Origin of the sequence: Aeromonas sp. QDB62, from assembly GCF_027705695.1 — a bacterium.
Lineage (GTDB): Bacteria > Pseudomonadota > Gammaproteobacteria > Enterobacterales > Aeromonadaceae > Aeromonas > Aeromonas allosaccharophila.
In genome coordinates this window covers 1-22,040 of record NZ_JAPDCD010000055.1, presented here as the reverse complement: position 1 = coordinate 22,040, position 22,040 = coordinate 1, and the positions used below count along the sequence as shown (strand labels likewise).

20 protein-coding genes and 1 riboswitch are annotated in these 22,040 nt (G+C 60.0%); of the genes, 8 read left to right on the top strand and 12 right to left on the bottom strand.

Translation table 11 applies throughout. The features are described from left to right. Positions 1 to 135: 135 nt before the first annotated feature. The 8 genes from OKC27_RS20355 to OKC27_RS20320 all read right to left on the bottom strand — a co-directional run bounded on the left by OKC27_RS20355 (position 136) and on the right by OKC27_RS20320 (position 7,283). Positions 136 to 1,095, bottom strand: coding sequence for a LysR substrate-binding domain-containing protein (locus OKC27_RS20355; RefSeq protein WP_182938886.1), 960 nt, complete (start codon positions 1,093 to 1,095; stop codon positions 136 to 138). Between the two features lie 135 nt (positions 1,096 to 1,230). After that, positions 1,231 to 1,857 carry a LysE family translocator gene (locus tag OKC27_RS20350; RefSeq protein WP_182938885.1) on the bottom strand — a complete coding sequence of 209 codons (627 nt, stop codon included), beginning with the start codon at positions 1,855 to 1,857 and terminating at the stop codon, positions 1,231 to 1,233. 104 nt (positions 1,858 to 1,961) lie between these two features. Next, positions 1,962 to 2,456: an acetolactate synthase small subunit gene (ilvN, locus tag OKC27_RS20345; protein ID WP_005311605.1), complete on the bottom strand. Its 495-nt coding sequence runs from the start codon at positions 2,454 to 2,456 to the stop codon at positions 1,962 to 1,964. Positions 2,457 to 2,627: 171 nt separating this feature from the next. Next, entirely contained in the window at positions 2,628 to 4,346 is a 1,719-nt protein-coding gene (locus OKC27_RS20340; RefSeq protein ID WP_182938884.1) for an acetolactate synthase 3 large subunit, read from the bottom strand. A gap of 390 nt (positions 4,347 to 4,736) precedes the next feature. Further along, on the bottom strand, positions 4,737 to 4,889 hold the full coding sequence (locus OKC27_RS20335) for a hypothetical protein (RefSeq protein WP_098972262.1): 153 nt from the start codon (positions 4,887 to 4,889) through the stop codon (positions 4,737 to 4,739). A 37-nt stretch (positions 4,890 to 4,926) separates the two neighbouring features. After that, the gene (locus tag OKC27_RS20330; protein ID WP_182938883.1) at positions 4,927 to 6,036 is read right to left on the bottom strand and encodes an MJ1255/VC2487 family glycosyltransferase; all 1,110 of its coding nucleotides are present in this window, start codon (positions 6,034 to 6,036) and stop codon (positions 4,927 to 4,929) included. Next, a complete protein-coding gene (locus OKC27_RS20325; RefSeq protein ID WP_182938882.1) occupies positions 6,033 to 6,536 on the bottom strand; it encodes a phosphatase PAP2 family protein in 504 nt (167 codons plus the stop codon). Before OKC27_RS20325 ends, OKC27_RS20330 begins: the two co-directional genes overlap by 4 nt. A gap of 126 nt (positions 6,537 to 6,662) precedes the next feature. Then, positions 6,663 to 7,283, bottom strand: coding sequence for a TetR/AcrR family transcriptional regulator (locus OKC27_RS20320; RefSeq protein WP_042059830.1), 621 nt, complete (start codon positions 7,281 to 7,283; stop codon positions 6,663 to 6,665). Positions 7,284 to 7,691: 408 nt separating this feature from the next. Between OKC27_RS20320 and leuA the strand changes: the two genes are divergently transcribed. The 5 genes from leuA (at position 7,692) to OKC27_RS20295 (ending at position 13,430) form a co-directional block, all read left to right on the top strand. Beyond that, complete coding sequence (gene leuA / locus OKC27_RS20315; RefSeq protein ID WP_040097792.1) at positions 7,692 to 9,254, top strand: 2-isopropylmalate synthase; 1,563 nt, start codon at positions 7,692 to 7,694, stop codon at positions 9,252 to 9,254. Further along, complete coding sequence (gene leuB, locus OKC27_RS20310) at positions 9,251 to 10,336, top strand: 3-isopropylmalate dehydrogenase (RefSeq protein WP_182938881.1); 1,086 nt, start codon at positions 9,251 to 9,253, stop codon at positions 10,334 to 10,336. Before leuA ends, leuB begins: the two co-directional genes overlap by 4 nt. A gap of 33 nt (positions 10,337 to 10,369) precedes the next feature. Beyond that, positions 10,370 to 11,767 (top strand): 3-isopropylmalate dehydratase large subunit, encoded by a 1,398-nt coding sequence (leuC, locus tag OKC27_RS20305; RefSeq protein ID WP_182938880.1) that lies wholly within the window; start codon positions 10,370 to 10,372, stop codon positions 11,765 to 11,767. Between the two features lie 16 nt (positions 11,768 to 11,783). Next, entirely contained in the window at positions 11,784 to 12,383 is a 600-nt protein-coding gene (gene leuD / locus OKC27_RS20300; RefSeq protein WP_040064975.1) for a 3-isopropylmalate dehydratase small subunit, read from the top strand. 117 nt (positions 12,384 to 12,500) lie between these two features. Then, the gene (locus OKC27_RS20295) at positions 12,501 to 13,430 is read left to right on the top strand and encodes a transglutaminase domain-containing protein (RefSeq protein WP_182939706.1); all 930 of its coding nucleotides are present in this window, start codon (positions 12,501 to 12,503) and stop codon (positions 13,428 to 13,430) included. 32 nt (positions 13,431 to 13,462) lie between these two features. On the opposite strand, the gene OKC27_RS20290 is transcribed toward OKC27_RS20295, so the two are convergent. Then, on the bottom strand, positions 13,463 to 13,753 hold the full coding sequence (locus OKC27_RS20290; protein ID WP_005339160.1) for a PilZ domain-containing protein: 291 nt from the start codon (positions 13,751 to 13,753) through the stop codon (positions 13,463 to 13,465). An 89-nt stretch (positions 13,754 to 13,842) separates the two neighbouring features. Further along, positions 13,843 to 13,933: riboswitch (TPP riboswitch) on the top strand. 60 nt (positions 13,934 to 13,993) lie between these two features. Between OKC27_RS20290 and thiB the strand changes: the two genes are divergently transcribed. Genes thiB through thiQ form a run of 3 tightly spaced genes read left to right on the top strand, consistent with a single transcriptional unit; the run spans position 13,994 to position 17,284 of the window. Further along, positions 13,994 to 14,974, top strand: coding sequence for a thiamine ABC transporter substrate binding subunit (gene thiB / locus OKC27_RS20285; protein WP_182938879.1), 981 nt, complete (start codon positions 13,994 to 13,996; stop codon positions 14,972 to 14,974). After that, complete coding sequence (gene thiP / locus OKC27_RS20280; RefSeq protein ID WP_182938878.1) at positions 14,971 to 16,590, top strand: thiamine/thiamine pyrophosphate ABC transporter permease; 1,620 nt, start codon at positions 14,971 to 14,973, stop codon at positions 16,588 to 16,590. Before thiB ends, thiP begins: the two co-directional genes overlap by 4 nt. After that, complete coding sequence (gene thiQ / locus OKC27_RS20275; protein WP_182938877.1) at positions 16,577 to 17,284, top strand: thiamine ABC transporter ATP-binding protein; 708 nt, start codon at positions 16,577 to 16,579, stop codon at positions 17,282 to 17,284. The genes thiP and thiQ overlap by 14 nt, the downstream gene beginning before the upstream one ends. A gap of 69 nt (positions 17,285 to 17,353) precedes the next feature. Here the strand turns inward: thiQ and OKC27_RS20270 are convergent, their stop codons facing one another. From OKC27_RS20270 to OKC27_RS20260, 3 genes are all read right to left on the bottom strand, one after another. Further along, positions 17,354 to 18,724, bottom strand: a complete 1,371-nt coding sequence (locus tag OKC27_RS20270) for a PhoH family protein (RefSeq protein ID WP_182938876.1) — start codon at positions 18,722 to 18,724, stop codon at positions 17,354 to 17,356. Positions 18,725 to 18,945: 221 nt separating this feature from the next. Then, entirely contained in the window at positions 18,946 to 19,629 is a 684-nt protein-coding gene (locus tag OKC27_RS20265) for a TSCPD domain-containing protein (protein ID WP_058053024.1), read from the bottom strand. 10 nt (positions 19,630 to 19,639) lie between these two features. Next, positions 19,640 to 21,787: an adenosylcobalamin-dependent ribonucleoside-diphosphate reductase gene (locus tag OKC27_RS20260; protein WP_270806652.1), complete on the bottom strand. Its 2,148-nt coding sequence runs from the start codon at positions 21,785 to 21,787 to the stop codon at positions 19,640 to 19,642. Positions 21,788 to 22,040 lie beyond the last annotated feature (253 nt).

The window sequence follows — 22,040 nt, the reverse complement described above, 5'->3', positions numbered from 1 at the left end:
AAACCAATCAACAGGTTTCGGATTTTTACACATCAGGAGGATCGGTCAATGGATCCTTAACTGATCGGCATTAGGCCAAGGCCTCTCTTTTTTTGTCTCTGTATTTTTGCTCTGTGTACGACAAACAACCTGCGGCTAAAGCCACGGCAACTCCGCCATATTGGCGGCAGGCGGCTGGTTGATCAGATGCAACTGCACCGTCTCCCGGCTGATATGGGGGGCGTAGAGGTGGATAAAGTCGTACATGTAGTCGCGCAGATGGGCATGTTTGCGCAGACAGATGTGGGTGGCGCTCGAGGCAATCAGGTGGTCGATATTGAGGCTCACCAGATCCTCCCTGTCCCCCTCGTCGAAGGCCACGCTGGCGATCACCCCGACTCCCATCCCGAGCCGGACGTAGTGCTTGATCACATCGGTATCGGTGGCGGTCAGCACGGTTTTCGGCGAGAGGCCGTGGCGGCTGAAGGCCTTGTCCATCTTGGAGCGGCCGGTAAAGCCGAACACATAGGTGATCAGGGGATAGCGGGCCAGATCCGCCATCGACAGCGGCTGGCAGTCGATCAGCGGATGGCCGTGGGGTACCACCACGCTACGGCCCCAGCGATGACAGGGGACTGCGGCCAACTCATCGAACAGATACATGGATTCGGTGGCGATCGCCATATCCACATCGCCGCTTTGCACCATCTGGGCCAGCTGGGCAGGCGCCCCCTGATGGAGGTTGATCGCCACATCAGGGTAGCGACGGCTGAACTCGGTGATCACCGTTGGCAGCTTGTAGCGGGCCTGGGTGTGGGTGGTGGCGATACGCAGCACCCCGCTGGTGGCCAGTTGCTCTCCCAGCGACAGCTGGTTGAGCTGCTCCACCTGCGCCACTACCCCCTTGGCCAGCTCCATCACCTGCTCGCCTGCGCTGGTCAAGCCGACCAGATTCTTCCCCTTGCGGGTAAAGAGAGCGAGCCCCAGCTCATCTTCCAGCATCTTCATCTGCTTGCTGAGGGTGGGCTGGGAGGTGTAGAGCTTCTCCGCCGTCGCCGAGATATTGAAGTTGTTCTTCACAATCTCGGTAAAGTTCTTGAGCCGGGCGATGTTCATCTGGGCAAGGGATCTCGCAGCTGCGGCCAGTGGTGCTGGCGTTGATAAGAGCGCGCGGGGAAGACCCCGCAGCTGACTGCCGACCATACCACAGCGCCTCGCACGATAACCTGCCCCAGGTCAGAAAGCGGCACGCTAGTCGCTGGCGAGCTTGATCCCGAGTCCGACAAACAGGGTGCCGATGCCCCGGTTCAGCCAGCGGCCAAGACGCTGCGATAACCGTACCTTGTGGCTGGCATAGACGGTGGTAAAGACCAGCAGGTGACACCAGATGATGCCGCCCAGATTGAAGATGCAGCCGAGCAGGATAAAGGCGAGTGCCTTGTCGGGGGCATCCGGTGCGATGAACTGGGGCACAAAGGCGAGAAAAAAGAGCGCCACCTTGGGGTTGAGCACATTGGTCAGCACCCCTTGCCAGTAAATCTGGCCATAGGAAAGTGCAGGCAGAGTGGCCCCTCTCTCCATTGATCCTGTTGCCTGCTGGCGCAGCAGGGAGAATCCCAGATAGATGAGGTAGATGGCGCCAACCAGCTTGATAAGGGCAAACAACTCGGCCGACGCGCTGAGCAGGGCCGACAGGCCCAACGCCGCCGCCAGCACATGCACCATGACACCGGTGCCGATGCCAAGGGCCGCGACCGAACCGGCACGCCACCCTTGCGAGCCGCTGCGCAGCATGACCAGCAGGGAGTCCGGCCCTGGCATGATATTGAGCAGCAGCCCCGAGACCATAAACAGAGCAAGATCATGAATACCGAACATCACCTCTCCCCTCGTAAAGCAAAACCAAACAAAGAGGGCTCCGCAGAGCCCTCTTTTCCTTCACTCTGCGGCAGCTGACGCGTCATCAGCTGTCCCGCCAGCCATCAGGGCCGCAGCGCCTTGTCTGCCCGCGAGATGCCGCAGACGCCGGAGCGCACCACTTCGATGATCTCGTTGGTCTGGGCGGCAGTCTTGATAAAGGCATCCAGCTTTTCGCTGGTGCCCACCAGCTGTACCGTGTACTGCTCGGGGGTGACGTCGACAATCTGGCCACGGAAGATATCCGCCAGCCGTTTCAGCTCGTCACGGGCCCCACCGGCAGCGCGCGCCTTGACCAGCGCGATCTCCCGCTCGATATGCTCCCCTTCGCTCAAATCGCACACCTTGAGCACGTCCACCAGCTTGTGCAGTTGCTTCTGGATCTGCTCCAGCACCCGCTCGTCACCCATGGTGACTATGGTCATGCGCGACAGGGTGGGATCCTCGGTCGGCGCCACCGTCAGGGTCTCGATGTTGTAGCCGCGCTGGGAGAAGAGACCCACCACGCGGCTCAGGGCGCCGGATTCGTTCTCCAGCAGAACGGAAATTATATGTCTCATCAGATTTCTCCCGCCTTGCTCAGCCACATCTCATCGGCGGCGTGATTCACCAGTACGACCGAAATAATATGTTCCATCGTCAGGTTCTCTCCGTCTTGCTCAGCAACATCTCGTCATTGATGGAACCAAACTTGAGCTCCATGAGTACGACCGAAATAATGTGTCCCATTGTCAGGTCCTCTCCGTCTTGCTCAGCCACATCTCGTCCATGGCGCCAAACTTGATCTGCATCGGATAGACGTGCTCATCCGGGTCGACCGAGATATCCATGAACACCAACCGATCCTTCATGGCGAAGGCCTTCTCCATGGCGCTCTCCAGCTCGGCCGGATCGCTCACCGCGATACCGACGTGGCCGTAGGCTTCCGCCAGTTTGACGAAGTCCGGCAGGGACTCCATGTAGGAGTGGCTGTGACGGCCGCCGTAGAACATCTTCTGCCACTGCTTGACCATGCCCAGCGCACGGTTGTTGATGGAGATGATCTTGATGGGCACCCCATACTGCAAGCAGGTCGAGAGCTCCTGAATATTCATCTGTACCGAGCCGTCGCCGGTGACGCAGCAGACCACCGCATCCGGGTTGGCAAACTGGGCCCCCATGGCGGCCGGAATACCGAAGCCCATGGTGCCGAGGCCACCGGAGTTGATCCACTGGCGCGGCTTGGCAAACGGGTAGTAAAGGGCGGCAAACATCTGGTGCTGGCCGACGTCGGAGGCAACGAACGCCTGACCCTGAGTCACCTTGTAGAGGGTCTCGATCACCTGCTGCGGCTTGATCTGGGTAGCCGATTTTTCGTAAGCCAGACAGTGACGGGAGCGCCACTGGTTGATCTGGCTCCACCAGTCCGCCAGCGCCTCCTTGTCGTTATCGAAGCCACACTCACGGATCACCTCCAGCATCTGCTCCAGCACGGTTTCCACCGAGCCGACGATGGGCACATGGGCCTGCACCGTCTTGGAGATGGAGGTGGGGTCGATATCGATATGAACCACGGTCGCATTGGGGCAGAACTTGGCCACGTTGTTGGTGACGCGGTCATCAAAGCGGGCACCCACGGCGAAGATGAGATCCGCGTTGTGCATGGTCTTGTTGGCTTCGAAGGTGCCGTGCATCCCCAGCATGCCGATAAATTGCGGATGGATGCCGGAGAAGGCCCCCAGCCCCATCAGGGTGGTGGTCACCGGCAGGTTCAGCAACTCTGCCAGCTTGGTTACCAGATGATCCGCATTGGCGTTGATGGCGCCGCCGCCCACATACATCACCGGGCGCTGGGCATCCACCAGCAGCTTGGCGGCCCGCTTGATCTGGCCCTTGTGGCCAGACTTGGTCGGGTTGTAGGAGCGCAGGGAGACCGACTCGGGATACTGGTAGGGGAATTTCTCTTTCGGGTTCTGCACATCTTTGGGCAGATCCACCACCACCGGCCCCGGGCGGCCGCTGGCGGCAATGTAGTAGGCCTTCTTGATGGCCTCGGGAATATCGCTCGCCTTCTTGCACAGGAAGCTGTGCTTCACCACCGGGCGGGAGATACCGATCATGTCGGTCTCCTGGAACGCATCCTCACCGATCATGCTGGTCGGCACCTGGCCGGAGAGGATCACCAGCGGAATGGAATCCATATAGGCGGTGGCAATACCGGTAATGCAGTTGGTCGCTCCCGGGCCAGATGTTACCAGCACAGTCCCCACCTTGCCGGTGGAGCGGGCGTAACCGTCAGCCATGTGAACCGCGGCTTGCTCGTGCCGCACCAAGACATGCTCCATCTTGCCGTTTTCGAAGAGAGCGTCATAGATGTCGAGCACTGAGCCACCAGGGTAGCCGAAGACGTGCTCAACTCCCTGATCTTCCAGCGCTCTAACCACCATCTGGGCGCCTGATAACATCTCCATGATAAAGCCCTCCAGGCTTTGCTCCGTTTAGCGAATCCCGCCGACGATGCCGTGCTTCCCGGCACGGCCCGATCCGTTTCTTGTTGTTATCTGAATGCAGATCGGCCCGATTCAGCCCCGTCGACAGGTGAAAAAAAGGATTTTTCCATCATTCACCCGAAAATCGGGTGAAAAACCAACTTAACCCGCCAATGAACGGTTGTCCACGGCTTTGTCTGACCAGAACAGTCATAGATTTCAACCGGCTATTAACATTCAATGAGTTGCCGCTGCGACCATGAGACAAACGGGAAGGAAGTCGGGGAATAGCCAGCGGATCATTCCGCTGAGGGGAAAAACAGCCACAAAAAAGCCCACCGCTCAGGGGTGGGCTTGATGCCGGATGATGACTCAGTTGTCCTGATCCGGCTCCGCCAGCCAGATCTGCTGATCCGGATCGGTCTCTTCACTGACCGAAATGCTGACACCCATATCGAGCAACTCGTGCAGGGTCAGATTGTCCGCCAGCGTCATGGTTTCGCCATTCTCATTGGTAAAGCGCATTTGCTCCGTCCTCTCCTTGGTGGGATCGCCTTTCAGTCTAGTCAACAACGCTCACTTGCGATAACCAGCAGCTGGATAAACAGTCACCCCCATCCAGCTCGCTCAGGCGATCACTCACCTCCTCCGGAAACAGGGTACGCGCCCATAACCGCCGCGACAGAGAGGCCACGCTCTCGTCGGCTCCCGCCGCCAGCCAGCGGGCCAGCTCCCCCGCAACATCGGGGTAGCAGACCGCTCCCGGCGAAGCGCTGTCGAGCCAGGTGCGCACCAGATTGGCATCGAGCACATCCATCAGGGTCGCCAGCCCCATCATCTCCAGAGTCTTGCCATTGGTCAGCTGCTCGAACTGGCCGCCGAGGGGTTTGACCAGCAGCTTCTTGCCGAGGGTGAGCGCCTCGGAAGCAAGCTCGAAGCCCGCGTTGGAGATGACGCCGCGACAACCGGCCAGCACGGCGATAAACCCGTGCCGCGACGGTGGCTCGAAGCGCAGGTTGCGCCATTGACTCGGGGTGCGGATGGCGGGGTGAAAGCAGACGAAGCGCTGCTGGCCAAAACGCGACAGCAGGGCGGCGATCGCCTCGGTCTGCTCGAACGGTAGATAGACCAAGATCTCGCCGTTATCCGGCGCGGCGGCGATGGGGTCAATCACCGGCGGCAACAAGGGGTGACCAAAGTGAAACCAGTGCAGCCCGAGCGGCTGATCCACAGGAGCAAAGTGGCGCATCAGCTGGCGGCTGACCCCGTCCTCCCCCCAGCGCGGGATGGGCCAGTTGAAGCTGGCCTGATGACTGATGGTGAGGCTCGGCTTGCCATAGCGGCGGGCAGCGTGGGCGGTCAGCGGCTCAAAATCGCTCACCACCAGATCGTATTCGCTGCAATCGAGGGCCCGCAGATCCCGCCAGAAGGTGAGCGGCGAGGCGGCCTGCAGGGTGCGCCACGGCGAGACCCGCCCCTCGTGACTGACAAAAGTGAGGCCGGCAAAGGCGCGGTAGGCACCAAACTCCTCCATGTCGAAGTAGCGCTCGGCAGGACGGCCGCTAAAGAGATAATCCACCTCGACCCCTGCCGTGCGCAGCGCCCGAGCCAGGGTGCGACTGCGACTGATATGACCGTTGCCGGTGCCTTGCACCCCAAACAGTATCCTCATGAGTGGCTCCAGCCGAGCGCCAGCACGGCGCAACCGCCACCCAGCAGGGCTCCGGCCACCAGATCGCTCAGGTAGTGAACCCCGAGTAACAATCGCGATGCCCCCACCAGCGTCGCCCAGCCAAACAGCAGGGGGGCCCAGAGCGGAAAGCCGGTCGCCAGTATGGTGGCCATCAGAAAGGCAGCGGCGGTGTGGCCGGAGGGAAGGCTGTAGCGATCGGAGGGGGTGATAAAGACCGGCAAGCCGATAGGCCGTTGCCGTTTCAGGCTGTTTTTCAGCAGCAGATAGAGGGGCAGCTCGATGGCGAAGGCGAGCAGCGCCAGTCGCACCAGTTCCCGCTCTGCCTCACCCTGCCACCAGAGCAGGGCGGCCAGCACGGCGTACAGCGGGCCATCACCGGTACGGGAAATGAGGCGACTCACCCTCGCCAGCGGCCGGTTGTAGCCGTGCAGCAGGCAGACCCGGCACACCTGCAGGTCCCATTGCTGGATCTTGTTCATATCCCCTCCTTCCCTGAATTCTGCTTGCAGAGTAGGAAAGCGGGATGACGTTACGTTGAACGAGGGATAACAGATTTATGAAAAAAGGGCCGAATGGCCCTTTTTAATCTCGATGTTGCGGCAAAATCAGTGGCTGCCGCGCAGGCCGGTCTCCATCAGACGGCAGTTGTGATCCGCCAGACGGGCCATGAAGTGCTCATCCACTTTCAGGCCAAACACCTGCTCGTAGAGATCTTTCATCACGAACGGCTGCCACATCATGCTGAGGAAAGAGATCTTCAGCATCTCGGGATCCAGGTTGTCACCCAGCTCGCCGTTGGACTTCATGGTTTCCAGCAGGGCATCGAACTGCGGCAGCTGACGTTCCAGCAGGCGGTTCAGCACAAAATCCCGGCCAGGGCTCTTCTCGGTCGACAATGCGCTGGAGATGGCCGAGGTCAGCTCGCTATTGGGCGCCATCACCTGATAGTAGGTGTTGAGCAGCTCGTTGAGGCTGTGATTGCTGTGTTCATCTTGCCAGGCATGGTCGAGGGGCTCGGCGACATCGCCCAGCACCGCTTTGTAAAGACCCTCTTTACTGCCGAAGTAGTAGTGGATCATTGCCAGATTGGAGCCAGCAAGCTCCGCGATTTCGCGTGTAGTCACCTTGCTATAGGGAGTATTGAGAAAACGCTCACGGGCGGCAGCAAGCAACTTGTCACGAATGTCAGAACGTCCGACCGGACGACCAGGTCTACGTTTTTCCATTTAACACCTCAGATAATTCAGCCAATGCTGATAAGTCGATCTGGTTGTGCAGAGAATAGAGCACAGCAGGAATGACCAGATAATCGGTCATGGGCCGAATATGGGACAAGGAAATTTGCAATCCTTTACAATCCGATTAAATACGTCAGCAGATTGCCCCTGACCTTCCGTGTTGACACAGCATAAAAATCTCGATATTGGTAAAAGCGTTATCGACTGGAAGGAATAACAACGTCATGCATATCGCCACCCCGCTACTACTAATCTCCCTAATCGCGTTAATTCGCGCGGGATCCTTGTAGCCGGGCTAAGGCATAGCCGGAATTTACAAAAACCCGTGCACCCTGCACGGGTTTTTTTATGCCGCCGCAGGATGCACGTTACCGAACTTAGGAAGAGGGAAGTCACATGTCAGATCGGGTCATCATATTCGACACCACCTTGCGTGATGGTGAGCAGGCCCTGGCGGCCAGTTTGACAGTCAAGGAGAAGCTGCAGATCGCCCAGGCACTGGAGCGGCTCGGTGTCGACGTCATGGAGGTGGGCTTCCCGGTCTCCTCTCCCGGCGATTTTCAATCGGTGCAGACCATAGCCCGCCACATCAAAAACAGCCGGGTCTGTGCCCTCGCCCGCGCCCTGCCCAAGGATATCGATGCTGCCGGTGAAGCCTTGCGGGTCGCCGAGGCGTTTCGCATCCACACCTTTATCTCCACCTCCTCCATCCATGTGGAGAGCAAGCTGAAAAAGAGCTTCGAGGATGTGCTGGAGATGGGGGTCGGCGCCATCAAGCACGCCCTGCGCTACACCGATGATGTGGAGTTCTCCTGTGAGGATGCAGGCCGCACGCCGATTGATAATCTCTGCCGCATGGTGGAGGCCGCCATCAAGGCGGGGGCCCGCACCATCAATATCCCCGATACCGTGGGCTACACGGTACCGACCGAGTTCTCCGGCATCATCCACACCCTGTTCAACCGGGTGCCCAACATCGACAAGGCCATCATCTCGGTCCACTGCCACGACGATCTGGGACTCTCGGTGGCCAACTCCATCGGCGCGGTGCAGATGGGAGCCCGCCAAATCGAGTGTACCATCAACGGCATCGGCGAACGGGCGGGCAACTGCTCGCTGGAAGAGGTGGCGATGATCCTCAAAACCCGCGCCGATCTGCTCGGGGTGCAGACCAATATCCGCCACAACGAAATTCATCGCACCAGCACGCTGGTCAGCCAGCTCTGCAACATGCCGGTGCAGCCCAACAAGGCGATCGTCGGGGCCAACGCCTTCTCCCACAGCTCCGGCATCCATCAGGATGGCGTGCTCAAGGCGAAAAACACTTACGAAATCATCACCCCCGAGAGCATTGGCCTGACCCAGAACAACCTCAACATGACCTCCCGCTCCGGCCGTCACGTCATCAAGCACCGGATGGAGTCCATGGGCTACGCCGAGAGCAGCTACGACCTCGACCACCTCTATGGCAAGTTCCTGACCCTGGCCGACAAGAAGGGGCAGGTGTTCGACTACGACCTCGAAGCGCTGGCCTTCTTCAGCCAGATCCACGAAGAGCCGGAGCACTTCAAGCTTGAGTACCTCGGGGTACAGAGCGGCAGTTCGGTGCTGGCGACCGCCTCGGTCAAATTGAAGGTAGGGCAGGATCTGGTGTGCGAAGCGGCCACCGGCAACGGCCCGGTGGATGCGGTCTACCAGTGCATCAACCGCATTACCGGCTATGAGATCCGCATCGACAAATATGCCCTCAAGAGCAAGGGTGAAGGGGAAGATGCCCTCGGTCAGGTCGATATCGTCGCCGAGTACAAAGGGCGCAAATTCCACGGTATGGGGCTGGCCACCGACATCATCGAATCCTCGGCCCACGCCCTGCTCCATGTGATCAACAGCATCTGGCGCGCCGATCAGGTCGCCGAGCAGATGGAACGAAATAACACTATCAAGACGGAGACAGTATGAGCAGTTATCGGATCGCAGTATTACCGGGTGACGGCATTGGCCCGGAAGTGATGGCCGAGGCCGTCAAGGTGCTGGAGAAGGTGCAGGCCAAGTTCGGCCTCGCCTTCGAGTATGATCGCCACGACGTGGGCGGCATCGCCATCGACAACCACGGCACCCCGCTGCCGCAAAGCACCATCAAAGGTTGTGAAGCGGCCGATGCCGTGCTGTTTGGCTCGGTGGGCGGCCCGAAATGGGAACATCTGCCCCCCAACGATCAGCCGGAGCGCGGTGCCCTGCTGCCCCTGCGCGCCCACTTCAAGCTGTTTTGCAACCTGCGTCCGGCCCGCATCTACACCGGTCTGGAGCAGTTCTCCCCGCTGCGCGCCGACATCTCCGATCGCGGTTTTGACATAGCCTGCGTGCGGGAGCTGACCGGCGGCATCTACTTCGGCCAGCCCAAGGGGCGCGAGGGAGAAGGGGCGAACGAGAAAGCATTCGACACCGAGGTGTACCACCGCTTCGAGATCGAGCGCATCGCCAAAATTGCCTTTGAGTCGGCTCGTGTGCGCCGTAGCAAGGTCACCTCCATCGACAAGGCCAACGTGCTCGCCTCCTCCATCCTGTGGCGCGAAGTGGTGACGCAAGTTGCCAAATCCTACCCGGACGTGGCACTGAACCATATGTATATCGACAACGCGACCATGCAGCTCATCAAGGATCCGTCCCAGTTCGACGTGCTGCTCTGCTCCAACCTGTTCGGTGACATCCTCTCCGACGAGTGCGCCATGATCACCGGCTCCATGGGGTTGCTCCCCTCTGCCAGCCTCAACGAATCGGGTTTCGGCCTGTTCGAACCGGCAGGTGGCTCGGCCCCCGATATTGCAGGCAAAGGGATCGCCAACCCCATCGCCCAGATCCTCTCCGCCGCCCTGATGCTGCGTTACAGCCTGGGCCAGGAAGCTGCCGCCCTGGCCATCGAGCAGGCCGTGGCCCAGACTCTGGCCGAGGGTTACTTCACCGCCGACCTGCATCAGGCCAGCGCCCGCCATCCGGTGCAGAGCACGTCCGAGATGGGCAGCCAGATCGCCGCCCGGATCTGAGCCGCATAACAAATAACAAGGAAGAGAGAAGCAATGGCCAAGACCCTCTATCAGAAAGTATTCGACGCCCACGTGGTACGGGAAGTGGAAGGGGAAACGCCCCTCATCTACATCGACCGCCATCTGGTGCATGAAGTGACCAGCCCGCAGGCATTCGACGGCCTGCGCGCCATGAACCGCCAGTTGCGCCGCCCGGACCTGACCTGGGCCACCATGGATCACAACGTCTCCACCACCACCAAGGACATCGCCGCCTCTGGCGAGATGGCCCGCATCCAGATGGAGACGCTGGCCGACAACTGTAAAGAGTTCGGGGTTCGCCTCTACGATCTCAACCACAAATATCAGGGGATCGTCCATGTGATGGGCCCCGAGCTCGGCATCACCCTGCCCGGCACCACCATCGTCTGCGGCGACTCCCACACCGCCACCCACGGCGCCTTCGGCTCGCTGGCGTTCGGCATCGGCACCTCCGAGGTGGAGCATGTGATGGCCACCCAGACCCTGAAACAGGGGCGCGCCAAGACCATGCGTATTTCGGTCAACGGCAAGCTGGCCGAGGGCATCAGCGCCAAGGATGTGGTGCTGGCCATCATAGGCCGGGTCGGCCATGCCGGTGGTACCGGCTACGTGGTGGAGTTCGCTGGCGAAGCCATCGAAGGGCTCACCATGGAAGGGCGGATGACGGTGTGCAACATGGCCATCGAGCTGGGCGCCAAGGCGGGAATGATCGCCCCCGACCAGACCACCATCGACTACATCCGTGGCAAGGAGTTTGCCCCCAAGGGCGAGGCGCTTGAGCAGGCCATCGCCTACTGGCAGAGCCTCAAGAGCGATGAAGGTGCCCACTTCGATGCCGAAGTAGTGCTGGACGCCGCCGATATCGCCCCTCAGGTCACCTGGGGGACCAACCCGGGGCAGGTGATTGCCGTCAATGAACCCATTCCTGCACCGGAATCCTTCAGCGATCTGATGGAGCAGCAGTCCGCTCGCAAGGCGCTCGCCTATATGGATCTTCAGCCTGGCCAGAAGCTCTCCGATGTCGCCATCGATAAGGTGTTTATCGGATCGTGCACCAACAGCCGCATCGAAGATCTGCGCGCCGCCGCCGCCATCGCCCGCGGTCGCAAGGTGGCTGCTGGCGTACAGGCGCTGGTGGTGCCGGGCTCCGAGCAGGTGAAGGCGCAGGCCGAAGCGGAGGGTCTGGACAAGATCTTCATTGAGGCCGGTTTTGAGTGGCGCCTGCCCGGCTGCTCCATGTGTCTGGCGATGAACAACGACCGGCTGCAACCGGGGGAGCGCTGCGCCTCCACCAGCAACCGCAACTTCGAAGGGCGTCAGGGCCGCGCCGGCCGCACCCATCTGGTCAGCCCGGCCATGGCCGCCGCAGCCGCCGTCACCGGCCGCTTCGCCGACATTCGCGCGCTGTAATTACGAGGAGAACAAGATGACAGGCTTCAAGCAACATAAAGGGATCGTCGTCCCCCTCGACAGCGCCAACGTCGACACCGACGCCATCATTCCCAAGCAGTTTTTGCAGAAGGTGAACCGCATCGGTTTTGGCAAGCACCTGTTCCACGACTGGCGCTTCCTCGACGATGCCGGCCAGCAGCCCAACCCCGAGTTTGTGCTCAACCAGCCGCAATTCGCCGGTGCCAGCATCCTGCTGGCCCGCGAGAACTTCGGCTGTGGCTCGAGCCGTGAGCACGCCCCCTGGGCGCTGGCCGACTACGGCTTCAAGACCATTATTGCCCCGAGCTTTGCCGACATTTTCTACGGCAACGCCATCAACAATGGCATGGTACCGGTGCGCCTGAAGGAGGAGGAGGTCGATGCCCTGTTCCAGCTGGTTGCCGCCCAGCCGGGCATCGAAATTGAAGTGGATCTGGAGGCCAATCAGGTGCGCGCTGGTAGCCTCTGCTTTGGTTTCGAGATCGACGAGTTTCGTCGTTACTGCCTGCTGAACGGGCTGGACGCTATCGGCCTGACCCTGCAGCACGAGGCCGCCATCAGCGCCTTTGAGGCGAAGCAGCCGAGCTGGATTTAACACGCCAGTTGCAAAAAAACGAGTAGAATCAACAGGGAGCTTCGGCTCCCTGTTTTACTGTCCGCTACGCTTCCCACTTTGGGCCACCGGAACTGGCCCGTGCCACAGGAAAGGATGATGAAGAGACCGACGGCAATTCCTCTGCTCTGTGCCCTGCTGCTTGCCCTGCCTGCGGGGGCCAGCCAAACCAGCTTCAACAACAGCCTCGGCCAGATCAGCGTCGGCTGGCAAGATAGCGAAGGCAAACCCCAGCAGCTCACCTACCGGCTCGAACAGGGCAAGTTGCCGCCGCTTATCGCCTATCGCCCGGCCAGAATGCAGGAGGAGGTGTTGCAGGTGTTGCTGCGGGAGGTGCGCCAGAACTACCCCGAGGTGCAGTTCACCCTCGCTCGCCCCTCGCTGGAGCTGCATCTGAAAAGCCGCAATCAGGACAAGGCGCGTGAGGCGATGGCCTTTCTGCAGTCACAACGGAGCAAAGAGGAGCAGGCGTGGCTGACCAAACACTACTTCCAGTACTTCAACACCCCTGACGGGCAGCTGGCGGTGAAACAGGATCATGTGCGCATCGCGCTGGAGAGTCGCAGCGGGCTGGCTCCGCTGGCGGATCAACTCAAGCAGCAGGGCAGCACCGAAACGGAAGCTAGCCAGAAGACCGTGGCACATATGCTCACCTTTATCCAGAGTATCCCCTATCAGCAGCTCGATAACCTAAACGGAAGGCAGGGCAAGGGTTTTCTCTCGCCCCGTCAGGTCTTGGAGCAGAACCGGGGCGACTGCGACAGCAAGGTAACCCTGATGGCCGCCATGCTGGCCCAGCTCTTTCCCGAGCTGAAACAGGCCATGGTGTTTGTCCCCGGCCATGCCCTGCTGGCCGTTGACCTGCCCGCCAAGCCGGGGGATGTGACCCTCAACTGGCAAGGGCAGAACTACCTGCTGATCGAACCTACCGGCCCCGCCACCTTGCCTGCGGGCCAAATAGCATCGACCAGCAAAACGCTGGTCGATAGCAAGCAGTTGAGTGTGCAGCCGGTTCAGGAAAAAGGGTAATCCCCTCCCTCTGCTGATAGGGAGAAAAAGGATTAACCCTGAGGCAGAAACTCTACCGCCAACAGCAACCCGCTCTCTTCCTCCAGTACCCGGATAATGCGGGCGTGGGCTTCAAAGGGGGGCAACAGGTTGTTGTTGGTGGCAAGACTGATCCGGATGGGCTGATTGATATCGAGCTGGTGTTCAGAGACCGCAATCCCCATGCCGTTGGCACTGAGATCCCGGCAGATCCCCTCCAGCACCAGCTGCTGTTGATAGACGGTGACCGGAGCATTGATGACCATGCGCGCAAAGGCACGCCTTTCCTTGGTATTGGTAAGCACGCGAACATCCTCTGTTGGGTGGGCGTCATCTCATGGGTATTGCACAATTGTGCTGGTCTACCCAAAAGAACGTTAATACAATGCGGTTCGTTTCTCAAACGGGGTGCGGTTTACCGCTGAGATTATACCCGTGTACCTGATCCAGATAATGCTGGCGGAGGAATTTGAGGCATGGCGCTCATTTTTTGCGCCCTCACCCGCTGGCACCTCGTTATTAACAAGTAATAGGGAGTGCCACCCATGAAGACCCTGCTGCTGGTCACCACCGGCCTGCTGTCGGCCAATGCGTTCGCCGCCGACACCCTCACCGTCTACACCTACAGCTCCTTCACTGCCGAGTGGGGGCCGGGGCCCAAGATCAAACAAGCCTTCGAGAAAGAGTGCGGCTGCACCCTCAATCTGGTTCCCCTCGAAGATGGGGTGGCCATCCTCAACCGGCTGCGGCTGGAGGGCAACCACAGCAAAGCTGATCTGGTACTGGGGCTCGACGATGCCCTCATCAGTGAAGCCAAGCAGAGCGGCCTGTTCGCCCCCCATCCCGCCAAGCTCGACGGCATCAAGGTGCCGGGCGGCTGGCAGGACGACACCTTCGTCCCCTACGACTATGGCTACTTCGCCTTTGTCTATGACAAGGAGAAGCTCAAGCAGCCCCCCAAGAGCCTGAAAGAGCTGGTGGAGCGCCCCGATCTCAAGGTGATCTATCAGGATCCCCGCACCTCCACCCCGGGGCAGGGGTTGATGCTGTGGATGAAGTCTGTCTACGGCGACAAGGCGCCTGCCGCCTGGGCCGAGCTTGCCAAAAAGACGGTCACCGTCACCAAAGGGTGGTCAGAGGCCTACGGCATGTTCCTCGATGGCGAAGCGGACATGGTGCTCTCCTACACCACCTCTCCGGCCTATCACCTGATTGGCGAGAACAAGCCCCAGTATCAGGCAGCAGCCTTCGAGGAGGGCCACTACCGTCAGGTAGAAGTGGCCGCCAAGCTGAAGAGCGCCAAACAGGAGAAGCTGGCTGACCAGTTCCTGCAGTTCATGGTGAGCCCCGCCTTCCAGCAGGAAATCCCGACCGGCAACTGGATGTATCCGGTGATCGACACGCCGTTGCCCAAGGGCTTCGAGCAGATGATCACTGTAGCCAAGCCGCTCGCCTTCAGCAGCGATGAGGTTGCCGCCCATCGCAAAGGGTGGATCCGCGAGTGGCTGCAAGCCGTCACCCAGTGAGCCGTTATCTGAAACCACAGGCTCGTCCCCTCTGGTGGTTGCCGGGCAGTGCAGCCACCCTGTTGATCCTGCTGTTATCCCTCGGGCCGCTCGTGGCCCTGCTGTGGCAGGCCGGTTCGCTGGCGCCCCGCACCCTGCTCGCAGACCCTTATCTGCGTCATGTGCTGGGCTTCAGTCTGGGGCAGGCGCTGCTCTCCACCCTGCTGAGCCTGGGGCTTGCCATTCCGGTGGCCCGTGCATTGGCGCGGCGCCGCTTCGTTGGCCGCACCCTGCTGATCAAGTTGTTTGGCCTCTCGCTGGTGCTGCCGGTCATCATCGCCATCTTCGGCATAGTAGCGGTACACGGCAAACAGGGGTGGCTACCGCAACTGCTACGGTCACTCGGGCTGGATCCCGGCAACTACCTCTACGGCCTGTTCGGCATCCTGCTGGCCCACGTCTTCTTCAACATGCCGCTGGCGGCCCGCCTGATGCTGCAGAGCATAGAGAGCATTCCCGAATCAAGCTGGCGCCTCGCCAGCCAGCTCGGCATGCGCTCATCCCATATCTTCCGGCTGCTGGAGTGGCCGCTCATTCGCGGTATATTGCCGGGGCTTGCCAGCCTCATCTTCATGCTCTGCTTCACCAGCTTCACCACGGTGCTGGCGCTGGGGGGCGGGCCGAAGTCCACCACGCTGGAGGTGGCCGTCTATCAGGCGCTGCGCTTTGACTTCGATCTCGCCACCGCAGGCGGACTGGCGCTGGTGCAGCTGATCCTGACCGCCGCCCTGCTCGCCCTGCAACACAAGCTGCAGAGCACCCCGGCCAGCAGGGTGACCCCCCGTCGCCCCTGCCTGCGGCCGGATCGCCATCAGCCGGGCACGGCCGTGGTGGATCTCTTCTCGCTCTGCATCGGGCTCGCCATCTTTCTGCCGCCCCTGCTGGCCATCGTGGTGGCAGGCCTCCATCCCGGCCTGCTGACTGCGCTAACCTCAAGCAAGTTGTGGCTGGCGAGCGGTCAGTCGCTGCTGATTGCACTGGCGGCAGGCACCCTGGCGACCCTGCTCGGCAGCGGCCTGCTACTCACCAGCCGTCACCTCAAGGTGCGCACCCGCCAGCGGCGGGCTGCCGCCCTGTGGGAGGCCAGCGGTTCGGTGATCCTGATGATCCCGGCCGTGGTGCTCTCTACCGGTCTCTTTATCCTGTTTATGCCCTTTGCCGATGTATTTGCACTCGGCCCATGGCTGGTAGTACTGGTCAACGCCCTGATGGCGCTGCCCTATGTGATGCGCACCCTCTCAGCCCCCATGCAGTTGGTGGTACGCCAATACGACCGGCTGGCGGACAGCCTGGGGGTACGCGGCCTGCATCGCCTGCGACTGGTGGAGTGGCCGCTGCTGCGCCGCCCGCTGGCACTGGCGATGGCGCTGTCGATGATCCTCTCGCTGGGGGATCTCGGCGCTATCGCCATGTTTGGCAGTCAGGAGCTCACCACCCTGCCCTGGCTGCTCTATCAACAGCTCGGCAGCTATCGCCTGACCGAGGCAGCCGCCACTGCCCTGCTGCTGCTGACACTCTGTTTCTCCCTGTTCTGGCTGGTGGAACGGGGGCTTGGAGGAAAACATGCTGAACATTGATACGCTGGTGACCAGCTACCCAGACTGGCGCGTCAGCTTCAGCGCGACCCTGCCCAAAGGGGAGATCACCGCACTGATTGGCCCAAGCGGCGCGGGCAAGTCGACCCTGCTCGGGATGATCGCCGGTTTCGTGCCGGTGGAATCGGGCCGCCTCAGTTTCGATGGCGAAGATCTGCTGCCGCTGGGCCCAGCCGAGCGACCGGTCACCACCCTTTTTCAGGATCACAACCTCTTCCTCCACCTGTCGGTTTTTGACAATATCGCTATCGGCCTGCACCCGGGTCTGCGCCTGAGTGCCGCCCAGCGGGCACAGGTGATCGATGCAGCCGGGCGGGTTGGTCTTGGCGAGATGCTCAACCGCCAGCCTGAACAGCTCTCCGGCGGCCAGCAACAGCGAGTCGGGCTGGCTCGCGCGTTGGTGCGAGGCAAACCATTGTTGCTGCTGGATGAACCCTTCTCGGCCCTCGATCCCGCCCTGCGCCGGGAGATGCTGGCCGAAGTGGCCCGCCTCGCCTGCGAGCAGGGCATTACCGTGCTGATGGTCTCCCACAATCCGGAAGATGCCCAGCTCATCGCCGATCAGGTGCTGTTTGTCGACGAGGGGCGCATCGCCCTGCAAGGCAAACCGGACATCCTGCAACACAGCGATCATCCCGGGCTACTGCGCTATCTGGGTCGTACGCAGGGCTCATGACCGGCGACGGGATCAAAAAAGGGGAAGCCGCTTGGCTTCCCCTTTTTCATATGAAGATGGTCAGTTAAATCAGAGATTTTCCTCGGCGAACGAGGCCAGTCGGCTGCGCACCACGCCATTGAGGAAGATGTTGGCACTGCCGTCGAAATCCTTGAAACGCTCGACGATGTAGGTGAGACCCGAGGTCACCGGGCTCAAGTAGTTAGAGTCGATCTGGGCCAGGTTACCGGAGCAGACGATCTTGGTGCCCTCGCCGCAGCGGGTGATGATGGTCTTGATCTGGGAAGCGGTCAGGTTCTGGCACTCATCCAGCAGCACGAAGGTGTTCTGGATGCTGCGCCCGCGCATGAAGTTGACCGATTTGAACTGGATATTGGCCTTCTCCATGATGTAGCTGAGCGAGCCGCTCATGTTCTCGTCCTGCTTGTGCAGCACCTCCAGTGTGTCGGTCACCGCCGCCAACCAGGGCATCATCTTCTCCTCTTCGGTGCCGGGCAGGAAGCCGATGCTCTCGGCAATTTCCGGGGTATTCCGGGTGACGATCACCTTCTCGTAAATGCCCTTCTCAATCACCAGCTCCAGCGCCGCCGCCATCGCCAGCAGGGTCTTGCCGCAACCGGCCGGGCCGGTCAGGATCACCAGATCGATGTGCGGATCGAGCAGGGCATCCAGCGCCATCCCCTGATAGACGTTCTTGGGATGGACACCCCACGCCTTGCGGGACATCAGCCGCTCGCGCCCCAGATCCTTGATGCGGATCTTGTTGCCATCCTGGCTGAGTACCCGGGCGGCGAAGAAGTTCTCTTCATCCACCAGATACTGGTTTACGTGAACCCCTTCCAGCAGATTGGCATCGATCACATGGATGGTGTCGCGGCCATGGGTCTCGCTCTCGCACTCGCCAACCCGCTCCCAGAAGCTGCCGGGCACCACCTGAAAGCCTTTGGCAAGCAGGCGGATATCATCGATCAGCTGATCGCTGCGGTAATCTTCAACATGAGCAAGTCCGGCCCCTTTGGCCTTGAGGCGCATGTTGATGTCTTTGGTGACCAGCACCACCTGACGCTTCAACTCATGCTTTTGCAGATAGAGAGCCGCATTGATGATGCGGTTGTCGGCCTCCTTGTCGGTAAAGACCTCGGCATCCTGCGGCAGATGGTGATCGCTGAAGATGCAGATATTACCGCTCGCTTCGCCAGCCAGCGGAACGCCCTGGGTGATCTGATCCGGGGTTGCATCGCGGAACACATCTTCCAGCGCACGAATGGCCACCCGCGCGTCGCGGCTGACATCCTTGTTGCGATCCTTGATGTTATCGAGCTCTTCCAGCACCGTCATGGGGATGAGCACGTCGTGCTCTTTGAAGGAGTAGATAGCGAGGGGTTCGTGAAGCAGAACGTTGGTATCCAGGATAAACAGCTTTCGGTCCGTATTGTCCATAAGCATCCTCCTTGGCACTGAAGGTGCCACGTGTGTGAATCTCAGATGTCATTGAAACCACACGGCCGTGACAGTTTTATTACCCTCAACGCTACGCCCGATTTTACTATCACGCAACAAATCACTGGGCCGCCTGATTTGATTGCGCATAAAAACAGCAATGAAACGACCGGCGCTGTGGCCGGTCTTTTCTCTATCGTTCAGCTACTCAGGAATGCCTGTTAACCGCACTTGGAGTCGCCGCAGTTGAGGCAGGTCATGCAGCCATCCTTCAGCACCAGCGCCTTGGTGTGGCACTTGTAGCAGAGCGCGGCATTGGCCGGAAAACCACTGTTCGCCTGCTGCTCTTCGGCGTCCTGAGCCGCCTTCAGCTCGGCCTGCTTCTCGGCCAGAAACGCCTGCTGATGCTCGTCCAGTCCGGTTGCCTTGAGCATGCCGATCTCGGTGAGATGGCTCTCGATCACGTTGCCAATTTCGGCGATCAGCGATGGAACGTACTTGCCCTTGTTCCAGTATCCACCCTTGGGATCAAACACCGAGCGCAGCTCCTCCACCAGGAAGGTGACATCCCCACCTTTGCGGAATACCGCCGAGATGATGCGGGTCAGCGCCACGATCCACTGGTAGTGCTCCAGGCTCTTGGAGTTGATGAAGATCTCGAACGGACGGCGGGTTTCATGAACCGTGCCCTCGTTGAGAATGATGTCGTTGATGGTGATAAACAACGAGTGCTCGGAGACATGCTCCGGCGTCTTCAGCTTGTAGGTGGTGCCCATCAGTCGCTCCGGGCGCAGCACGGTTTCGTGCATGTGCACCACGTCATCCTGCGCAGAGAGATCTTCTTGCGGCTCATCCTTGGTACGCACCTTGTAGGCGACGATTTTCTTGTCGATCTTCTTGACCATAATGTCGTTCTCAGAATTTACCGTAATAGCCTTCTTTCAAGGCGTCGTAGAGGTTGGCGGCAGTGTGCAGCTCGCCATCGTATTCAATCTCTTCGTTCCCCTTGACGGAGATGACGGAGCCATCCTCCAGAGTGAACTCATAGAGGGTGTTCTCCAGATCCTTCTCCTTCACCAGCACGCCCTGGAAGGCCTCGGGATTGAAGCGGAAGGTGGTGCAGCCCTTGAGGCCGGAGTCCGAGGCATACATGTAGATGCCCTTGAACTGCTCGAACGGGAAATCGGTCGGCACGTTTGCGGTCTTGGAGATGGAGGAGTCGATCCAGCGCTGGGCCGCCGCCTGAATGTCCACGTGCTGGGCCGGGCTGATGTCGTCGGCAGTAATGAAATAGTCCGGCAGACGGCTCGCCTCCTCTTCGCTGTAAGGCATAGCAGCCGGGTTCACCAGCTCGCGATAGGCCAGCAGCTCGAAGGAGTAGACATCCACGCTCTCCTTGCTCTTCTTGCCCGGCTTGATGACGTTGCGGCTGTAGTGGTGGGCAAAGCTCGGTTCGATGCCGTTGCTGGCGTTGTTGGCCAGTGACAGCGAAATGGTGCCGGTGGGTGCAATGCTGCTGTGGTGGGTGAAACGCCCGCCCACTTCCGCCAGCTCGGCGACCAGCGCAGGATCCACCTCGGCAACCTGCTGCATATAGCGGCTATAGCGCGCGTGCAGCACCTTGCCCTTCACCTTGTCACCCACCTTGATGCCATCAGCTGCCATTTCCGGGCGCAGACGCAGCATCTTGCCGGTCACTTCGAACTCCTGCTCCATGATGGGCGCCGGGCCCTTCTCCCTAGCCAGACGCAGGGACTCCTGCCAGCCGGTCATCGCCAGCTCCAGGGATACCTGCTCGGTAAAGGCCACGGATGCCGCAGAGCCGTACTTGATCTGCAGCATAGTCAGGGTCGAACCAAGCCCCAGGAAACCCATGCCGTGACGGCGCTTGGCTGTGATCTCCTCGCGCTGTTTGGCCAGCGGCAGCTGGTTGATCTCCACCACGTTGTCGAGCATGCGGGTAAAGATAGCCACGACCTTGCGAAACGCCTGCCAATCGAACGCAGCGTTTTCAGTAAAAGGGTCGCGCACAAACTTGGTCAGATTGACCGAGCCAAGCAGGCAGGCACCGTAAGGCGGCAACGGCTGCTCACCACAGGGGTTGGTCGCGCGGATCTCTTCACAGAACCAGTTGTTGTTCATCTGATTGACCTTGTCGATCAGGATGAAGCCGGGCTCTGCATAGTCATAGGTGGAGGTCATGATGACATTCCACAGCTTGCGGGCTGGCATGGTCTTGTAGACCTTGCAGGCGACCTGCCCCAACTCGTTGAACACTACCCCTTCCTTGTTGGGCCAGTCGGCCCAGAGCACCTGAGCGGGATCGTCCAACGCAATGCCGTCCCGCTCCACCTCTTTGGTGGTATAGGGGAAGATCAGCGACCAGGGCGCATCCTCTTTCACCGCCTTGACGAAATCTTCGGTGATCAGCAGGGAGAGGTTGAACTGGCGCAGACGGCCATCTTCACGCTTGGCCTGAATAAACTCGATCACATCGGGATGGCGAATATCCATAGTGCCCATCTGGGCGCCGCGACGACCACCGGCTGACGAGACGGTGAAACACATCTTGTCATAGATATCCATGAAGGAGAGCGGGCCGGAGGTATAGGCACCGGCACCGGAGACAAAGGCACCACGCGGGCGCAGGGTCGAGAAGTCATAACCAATACCGCAACCGGCTTTAAGGGTCAGACCAGCCTCGTGCACCTTGCCGAGGATATCGTCCATCGAATCTTCGATGGTGCCGGATACAGTGCAGTTGATGGTTGAAGTGGCAGGCTTGTGCTCAAAAGCCCCCGCATTGGAGGTGATGCGGCCAGCCGGAATGGCACCATTGCGCAGCGCCCACAGGAACGGCTCATACCAGGCTTCCGGTTCCAGCTCCTGCTCGGCCAACGCACGAGCTACCCGCTGGTAAGTCTCGTCGATAGAGCTGTCGATGGGAGTGCCATCCTTGCTCTTGAGGCGATACTTGCTATCCCAGATCTCGAGGGACGTTTCCTGCATGGGAATAAGGCGGGAGCCAAGCTCACTCTCCAGCACCGGGTTCGATTTAGCCATTTTCAATCAACCTTATGTGAATGCATCAACATCATGACAACAGCACAGAACACAACCAATGGTGCCATTTAAAATAAATAACACAACATATAGTGCACCTGATGCCATGAGGCGCCGATTCTAACCGAAAAAAATGCCCCGGCCAGCAGATTTCTGGGCCGGGGCACTTAACTGATTAACCTGAGATCGGTTTAAGCCAGCATTATCACGGCTTGCTCTTCGGATGTAAGATTCAAGGCTGGCTTGTTGTCTT

What these genes read in the sequence shown, in the direction of transcription:
- OKC27_RS20355 (WP_182938886.1), bottom strand. Translation starts at nt 1,095, where the DNA reads ATGAACATCGCCCGGCTCAAGAACTTTACCGAGATTGTGAAGAACAAC.
- OKC27_RS20350 (WP_182938885.1), bottom strand. Translation starts at nt 1,857, where the DNA reads ATGTTCGGTATTCATGATCTTGCTCTGTTTATGGTCTCGGGGCTGCTG.
- ilvN (WP_005311605.1), bottom strand. Translation starts at nt 2,456, where the DNA reads ATGAGACATATAATTTCCGTTCTGCTGGAGAACGAATCCGGCGCCCTG.
- OKC27_RS20340 (WP_182938884.1), bottom strand. Translation starts at nt 4,346, where the DNA reads ATGGAGATGTTATCAGGCGCCCAGATGGTGGTTAGAGCGCTGGAAGAT.
- OKC27_RS20335 (WP_098972262.1), bottom strand. Translation starts at nt 4,889, where the DNA reads ATGCGCTTTACCAATGAGAATGGCGAAACCATGACGCTGGCGGACAAT.
- OKC27_RS20330 (WP_182938883.1), bottom strand. Translation starts at nt 6,036, where the DNA reads ATGAGGATACTGTTTGGGGTGCAAGGCACCGGCAACGGTCATATCAGT.
- OKC27_RS20325 (WP_182938882.1), bottom strand. Translation starts at nt 6,536, where the DNA reads ATGAACAAGATCCAGCAATGGGACCTGCAGGTGTGCCGGGTCTGCCTG.
- OKC27_RS20320 (WP_042059830.1), bottom strand. Translation starts at nt 7,283, where the DNA reads ATGGAAAAACGTAGACCTGGTCGTCCGGTCGGACGTTCTGACATTCGT.
- leuA (WP_040097792.1), top strand. Translation starts at nt 7,692, where the DNA reads ATGTCAGATCGGGTCATCATATTCGACACCACCTTGCGTGATGGTGAG.
- leuB (WP_182938881.1), top strand. Translation starts at nt 9,251, where the DNA reads ATGAGCAGTTATCGGATCGCAGTATTACCGGGTGACGGCATTGGCCCG.
- leuC (WP_182938880.1), top strand. Translation starts at nt 10,370, where the DNA reads ATGGCCAAGACCCTCTATCAGAAAGTATTCGACGCCCACGTGGTACGG.
- leuD (WP_040064975.1), top strand. Translation starts at nt 11,784, where the DNA reads ATGACAGGCTTCAAGCAACATAAAGGGATCGTCGTCCCCCTCGACAGC.
- OKC27_RS20295 (WP_182939706.1), top strand. Translation starts at nt 12,501, where the DNA reads ATGAAGAGACCGACGGCAATTCCTCTGCTCTGTGCCCTGCTGCTTGCC.
- thiB (WP_182938879.1), top strand. Translation starts at nt 13,994, where the DNA reads ATGAAGACCCTGCTGCTGGTCACCACCGGCCTGCTGTCGGCCAATGCG.
- thiQ (WP_182938877.1), top strand. Translation starts at nt 16,577, where the DNA reads ATGCTGAACATTGATACGCTGGTGACCAGCTACCCAGACTGGCGCGTC.
- OKC27_RS20270 (WP_182938876.1), bottom strand. Translation starts at nt 18,724, where the DNA reads ATGGACAATACGGACCGAAAGCTGTTTATCCTGGATACCAACGTTCTG.
- OKC27_RS20265 (WP_058053024.1), bottom strand. Translation starts at nt 19,629, where the DNA reads ATGGTCAAGAAGATCGACAAGAAAATCGTCGCCTACAAGGTGCGTACC.
- OKC27_RS20260 (WP_270806652.1), bottom strand. Translation starts at nt 21,787, where the DNA reads ATGGCTAAATCGAACCCGGTGCTGGAGAGTGAGCTTGGCTCCCGCCTT.